Raw genomic sequence first — 6,529 nt, forward strand, 5'->3', positions numbered from 1 at the left:
TTGCAGCTCCTAGGTCTAACGCTCCGCCCACGCCTTCGTCACCGCGCCGATCTCGGCCGCTTCCGGCTCGCGCATCGCCGATGGTGTCCGCGAAAAGCGCGGCGCCGGCGCGGGCTGCTTCACGCCGTGGCGCTCGACGAACATCTGTCGGGCGACCATGTGCGGATGCTCGGTCGCTTCCGACATGGTCAGCACCGGCGCAAAGCAGATGTCGGTGCCTTCCATGATCTTGCACCAGTCCTCGCGCGTCTTGCTCTTGAACACCGTCTTCAGTTTTTCCTTGAGCGCGGGCCAGGCCTTGCGGTCCATCTGCGCGTCGAAATCGGCGTCGGTCAGGCCGGCGTGCTCGCGCAGCAGCGCGTAGAACTGCGGCTCGATCGAGCCGATCGAGACGAAATGGCCGCAGGCGCATTCGTAGACGCCGTAGAAATGCGCGCCGCCGTCGAGGAAATTCTGGTCGCGGCCTTCGGTCCAGCGGCCGAGCGTGGTCATGTCGAAGAAGAACGACATCAGCGATGCCGCGCCGTCGCACATCGCGGCATCGACGACCTGGCCCTTGCCTGACCGCGAGGCTTCCAGCAGCGCAGCAAGCACGCCGACCACGAGGTAGAGCGCGCCGCCGCCGAAATCGCCGACCAAATTGAGCGGCGGCACCGGCGCTTCCTTGGTGCCGATCGCGGCGAGCGCGCCGGTGATGGAGATGTAGTTGATGTCGTGGCCGGCGGCGTTGGCGAGCGGGCCTTGCTGGCCCCAGCCGGTCATGCGGCCGTAGACCAGCTTTGGATTGCGCGCGAGCACCACGTCAGGCCCGAGCCCGAGCCGCTCCATCACGCCGGGACGGAAACCCTCGACCAGCGCGTCCGCATTCGCAAGCAGGTCGAGCACCTCCGCGATCGCCGTCTTGTCCTTGAGGTCGAGCTCGATCACCTTGCGGCCGCGGCCCGCGACCGACTTCATGTTCTTCCTGGCGCCGACACGATCGAGCGTGACGATTTCGGCACCCATGTCGGCCAGCATCATGCAGGCGAACGGGCCGGGTCCAATGCCAGCAAATTCGACGATGCGGAAGCCTGCGAGCGGGCCGGAGGTGCGAACGGAGGAGGTGGGGGCTGATTTGTCGAGCACGTCGTTGTTTCCTCGGGTCGCGGGCGGATGCCGATTGTTCGGCAATCGCCTCGGACATTCCTCTGTGGGCGAGTTAATTGGCTGATTAACTTTTCTCGCCTTCACGTCAGCGAGGCAAGCGCTTTTCATCCGCACGGCCAAATAAATACGGCGCGCACCGAAGTGCGCGCCGCGGAAAATTTGCGTCGAGGCGCTAAGCGCGGTGATCAGCGTGCGGCAGCCACCGCGCGCTGCGCCATCACCTTGATCAGGTTGGCGCGGTACTCCGCCGTGCCGTGGATGTCGGCCAGCAGATTGCTCGCCGAAATGCTCACGCCGTCGATCGCCGAAGGTGACCAATTCGCCTTCAGTGCCGTTTCGATGGCGGGGACCCGCATCACGCCGCTTTGCGAGGCGCCGGTGGCGGCCACCCGAACCTCGCCCGATTTCGTCTGCGCGACGAACACGCCGGTCAGCGCGAAGCGAGACGCCGGGTGGCGCATCTTTTCGTAGCCTGCCTTCGCCGGAACCGGGAACGACACGGCGGTGATGAGCTCGCCGTCCTCCAGCGCCGTCGTGAACATGCCCTGGAAGAAGTCATCCGCCGTGATCGACCGCTTGTTGGTCTTCACGGTGGCACTGAGCGCGAGCAGCGCGGCGGGAAAATCCGCCGCGGGATCGTTGTTGGCGATCGAGCCGCCGATCGTGCCGCGATAGCGCACGGCGGGGTCGCCGAGCACCGAGGTGAGATAAGCGATTGCGGGGATCGCCTTCTTCACATCGGCATTCTGCATGATGTCGAAATAGGTCGTGCCGGCCTTGATGGTCAGCACGTCGCCCGAGAGCTCGACGCCCAGCAGCTCCTTGATCTTGCCGAGGTCGATGACGTCGGAGGGGCTGGCGAGGCGCTGCTTCATTACCGGCAGCAGCGTCTGGCCGCCGGCGAGGAACTTTGCTTCGGTGCTCTTGGAGAACAGGGCGACGGCTTCGTCAACCGAGGACGCGCGATGATAAACGGTCTGGTACATCTTCGTTCCTCCCTTAAGCCGCGTGGATCGTGCGCCACACCCTGTCAGGGGTTGCGGGCATTTCCAGATTGTTCTTGCCGATCGCGTCCGTGATCGCATTGATCACGGCCGCTGACGCCCCGATCGCGCCGGCCTCACCGCAACCCTTGATGCCGAGCGGATTGCCCGGGCACAGCGTCGTGGTGTGGGAGAGGTTGAACGAGGGAACGTCGTCGGCGCGCGGCATGGCGTAGTCCATGAACGAGGCCGTGACCGGCTGCCCGCTGGCGTCGTAGATCGCGTGCTCGAGCAACGCTTGTCCGATGCCTTGCACCAGGCCGCCATGGACCTGGCCCTCGACGATCATCGGGTTGATCAGCCGGCCGAAATCGTCGGCCGCGACGAAGTTGACGAAAGACGTCTTGCCGGTACCGGGATCGACCTCGAGCTCGCAGATATAGGTGCCGGCCGGGAAGGTGAAGTTGGTCGGGTCATAGAAGGCACTCTCCTTCAGGCCCGGCTCCATCCCGTCAGGCAGATTGTGCGCGGTGTAGGCCGCGAGCGCGACCATCGGGAAGGCGATCGCCTTGTCGGTCCCGGCCACCTTGAACTCGCCGTTCTCGATGACGATGTCGCCTTCCGAGGCTTCCAGCGCGTGCGCGGCGATTTTCTTGGCTTTGGATTCCATCTTCTCCATCGCCTTCAGGATCGCGGTGAGGCCGACGGCCGCCGAGCGCGAGCCGTAGGTGCCCATGCCGAACTGCACCTTGTCGGTGTCGCCATGGACGATCGAGACCTGGCTGATGGGAACGCCGAGGCGCTCCGCAACGAGCTGGCAGAACGTGGTCTCGTGACCCTGGCCGTGGCTGTGTGATCCCGTCAGGACCTCGATGGTGCCGACCGGGTTGACGCGGACTTCGGCGGATTCCCAAAGACCGACGCCGGCGCCCAGGCTGCCGACGGCCTTCGATGGCGCGATGCCGCAGGCCTCGATGTAGCAGGACACGCCAATGCCGCGCAGCTTGCCGTCGGCCTTCGCCTTGGCCTTGCGCCCGGCAAAGCCGGCATAGTCGATCGCCTTCATCGCGGCGTCGAGCGAGGCGTTAAAGTCGCCGGTGTCATAAGCCATGATCACCGGCGTCTGGTGCGGGAACTGGGTGATGAAGTTGGTCCGGCGCAGCGCGGCCGGATCGACCTTCAACTGCCGCGCCGCCGTCTCCATCAGACGTTCGATCAGATAGCTTGCCTCGGGGCGGCCCGCGCCGCGATAGGCGTCGACCGGCGTGGTGTTGGTGTAGACCCCGACCACCTCGGCATGAATCGCCGGGATGTTGTACTGGCCCGACAGCAGCGTCGCGTAGAGATAGGTCGGCACCGAGGACGAGAACAGCGACATGTAAGCGCCGAAATTGGCGTAGGTCTTCACCTTCAATCCGGTGATCTTGTTGTTGGCGTCGAACGCCATCTCGGCATGAGTGACATGGTCGCGGCCATGGGCGTCGGTGAGGAAGGCCTCGGTGCGGTCGCCGGTCCATTTCACGGGTCGGCCGACTTTCTTCGAGGCCCACAGCGCCACCATTTCTTCGGGGTAGATGAAGATCTTGGAGCCGAAGCCGCCGCCGACGTCGGGCGCGATCACGCGCAGCTTGTGCTCGGGTGCGATGTTGTAGAACGCCGACAGCACCAGGCGGGCGACGTGGGGATTCTGCGACGTCGTGTAGAGCGTGAAGTGCTCTTCCGCGGAATCGTAATCGGCGATCGCGGCGCGCGGCTCCATTGCGTTCGGCGCGAGGCGGTTGTTGGTGACGTCGAGCTTCACCACGTTGGCGGCCTTGGCGAAGGCAGCATCGGTGGCGCCCTCGTCGCCGATCACCCAGTCATAGACCTGGTTGCCGGGAGCTTCGGGATGCAGCTGCGGCGCACCGGACTTGATCGCGGCGTGGACGTCGGCGACCGCGGGCAGCTCTTCGTAGTTCACGACCACGGCTTCGGCCGCGTCGCGTGCGAGATTTTTGGTCTCGGCGATCACGACTGCGACGGCCTGACCGACGAAGCGCACCGTTTCCGGCGCCATTGCCGGCCATGCGCCCATCTTCATCGGGCTGCCGTCCTTGGAGGTGATGGCCCAGCCGCAGATGAGATTGCCGACCTTGTCGTCGACGATCTCCTGGCCAGTCAGCACGGCGACCACGCCCGGCATCTTCAGCGCGGCGGAGGAATCGATTCCCTTCACCTTGGCATGCGCGTGCGGGCTGCGGATGAAATGGGCATGGGTCATGCCCTGCAATTTGATGTCGTCGACGTAGCGGCCCTTGCCGGTAATGAAACGCTTGTCTTCCTTGCGCACGACGCTGGCGCCAATGCCTTCAACACCCATGTCTGGTCCTCCCGACCGGAATTTATCTTGACCGCGCTTTCCCTCGAAAGCGGCGGCGATCGTTCTTGTTCGAGGCGGGCCGCTTACTCGGCCGCCTGCGAGACCTTCATGCGGCCTGCCGCGTCCAGCACGGCTTTGACGATGTTGTGGTAGCCGGTGCAGCGGCAGATATTGCCTTCGAGCTCGTGGCGGACGGTGGCCTCGTCGAGCTGGCCACCATGGCGGTGCACGATGTCGATGGCCGACATGATCATGCCCGGCGTGCAATAGCCGCACTGCAGGCCATGATTGTCGCGGAAGGCCGCCTGCATCGGGTGCAGTTCGTCGCCCTTGGCGATGCCTTCGATCGTGGTGATGCTGGCGCCATCGGCTTGGCCCGCCAGCATGGTGCAGGATTTGACCGCCTTGCCGTCCATATGGACGACGCAGGCGCCGCACTGGCTGGTGTCGCAGCCGACATGGGTTCCGGTGAGGTTGAGGTGATCGCGCAGCAGCTGAACAAGCAGCGTGCGGTCCTCGACGTCAACGGCAACAGCCTTGCCGTTCACCGTCAGTTTGACTGTAGACACGGTTGAAGTCCTCCCGGGGTCGATTTTGATTGTTTCTAATTAGAGACAGCGACCCGGAACTTTGCAACTACGATTTTGGTCGCCCGCGTCATGGAAAAGTCATTGATTCAGAATGGCCAGCGCTGATTGAGGAGGCCGAGTCGACCGGATCGGGCGCGGCGCCGGGCCGCGGCTGGGATGCCAGCCTCTATATGTCTAAGGGGTCCGCCCTGGCCGATAGAGCCTGAAACTCTGCGGGCGCACCGAATTTACCGCCCCTTATCGATTCTGCCTTAGTTTTGCGCAGCCAGGTCAGGGGGCGGGGCGCCACCGGATCTCGGCTGAATGAAAATGGGGGTGGGAATGTCCGGGCGTATCGCGTCGTCGTCGAAGCGCACAATAATGCCGACCCTCAGGTTCCGCGCCAAGATCATCCTGGGCTTTGCCGCCGTGCTGGTGATCTCCGCCGGCAGCATGGCTTTCTCCTATTTTGGTTTCGAGCGGGTCTCGTCCGGGGTCGGGTCCTACCGCAGCAGCGTCACCGAGGCCGATCTCGCCCGTAATATCGACCGGGAGCTGCTCGCCTATCGCTCGGCCGTCAAATATTTCGTCGTCACCGGCAAGGAGGACGACGCCAAGACGGCGCTGGACGCGGAGACCGGCTTGAAGGGCGCCATCGACCAGGCGGTCAAGAGCGCCAAGAAGCCGGCGCGCCAGGAGAGCCTGGGCAAGCTCGCCAAGGAGTTCTCCAACTTCTCCGCGACCTTCGCAAAAGTCCTCCAGGCCAAGCGCGACAGCGCGCTGCTGGTGCAGAACCAGCTCCTGCGCAACGCCAACCTCCTGAAATACAAGCTCGACGACATCGGCAATAACGCTTCCGATTCCGAGGCGCAGGCGATCGAGTTCGGGACCAAGCAGGTCAACGCCCAATTCCAGACCGCGAGCGCGGCGGCGACCAATTTCGTGCTGACGTCCGACCAGGCGATCGCGACCAGCGCGCTGGCGCGGCTGAAATTCGTCGAGAACTCGCTCAACGCGGTCTATTCCATGGACGACAAGATCGTCGCCGGCCTGAAGGACGCCAGGGGATTGCTCGGTGCCTATCGGGAATCGCTGGAGAAGCTGATCGCCAATGCCAAAATGATCGACGATCTCGTCACCGAGATGAGCGGCTCGGCCGGCGCGATCCTTCAGGGCGCCACCGCCATGAAGGCGGACCTCGTTGCCGAACAGCAGCGGCTGGAGTCCGAATCGGAAGCGACCATCGGGAAGACCGAGCAACTGGTGCTGATGCTGGCCGTCGGCGGCACGCTGCTCGGCGCGATCCTCGCTTTCCTGCTCGGCACCGGCATTTCGCGTCCGATGATCGCGATGTGCAAGGCGATGCGCGAGCTTGCCTCAGGCAATTTCGACGTGGTGCTGCCGGGCCTGGGCCGCAAGGACGAGATCGGCGAGATGGCCGGCGCGGTAGAAGAATTCAAGGTGCAGGCCGT

5 protein-coding genes are annotated in these 6,529 nt (G+C 64.3%); 1 reads left to right on the forward strand and 4 read right to left on the reverse strand.

What is annotated here, in order from left to right:
* Positions 1 to 15 precede the first annotated feature (15 nt).
* The 4 genes from AC0L3U_RS34205 to AC0L3U_RS34220 all read right to left on the reverse strand — a co-directional run bounded on the left by AC0L3U_RS34205 (position 16) and on the right by AC0L3U_RS34220 (position 5,057).
* Positions 16 to 1,125, reverse strand: a complete 1,110-nt coding sequence (locus tag AC0L3U_RS34205; protein WP_473364690.1) for a CaiB/BaiF CoA transferase family protein — start codon at positions 1,123 to 1,125, stop codon at positions 16 to 18.
* A gap of 206 nt (positions 1,126 to 1,331) precedes the next feature.
* Positions 1,332 to 2,132 carry an FAD binding domain-containing protein gene (locus tag AC0L3U_RS34210; RefSeq protein ID WP_473364691.1) on the reverse strand — a complete coding sequence of 267 codons (801 nt, stop codon included), beginning with the start codon at positions 2,130 to 2,132 and terminating at the stop codon, positions 1,332 to 1,334.
* A 13-nt stretch (positions 2,133 to 2,145) separates the two neighbouring features.
* Positions 2,146 to 4,488 (reverse strand): xanthine dehydrogenase family protein molybdopterin-binding subunit, encoded by a 2,343-nt coding sequence (locus AC0L3U_RS34215; protein ID WP_473364692.1) that lies wholly within the window; start codon positions 4,486 to 4,488, stop codon positions 2,146 to 2,148.
* Positions 4,489 to 4,571: 83 nt separating this feature from the next.
* Positions 4,572 to 5,057, reverse strand: coding sequence for a (2Fe-2S)-binding protein (locus AC0L3U_RS34220; RefSeq protein WP_027515099.1), 486 nt, complete (start codon positions 5,055 to 5,057; stop codon positions 4,572 to 4,574).
* Between the two features lie 381 nt (positions 5,058 to 5,438).
* Here AC0L3U_RS34220 and AC0L3U_RS34225 point away from each other — a divergent pair.
* Positions 5,439 to 6,529 (forward strand): HAMP domain-containing protein (locus tag AC0L3U_RS34225; RefSeq protein WP_473364693.1); only part of this gene is annotated, 1,091 nt, incomplete at its 3' end.

It is taken from the genome of Bradyrhizobium sp. Kon69 (assembly GCF_055807515.1).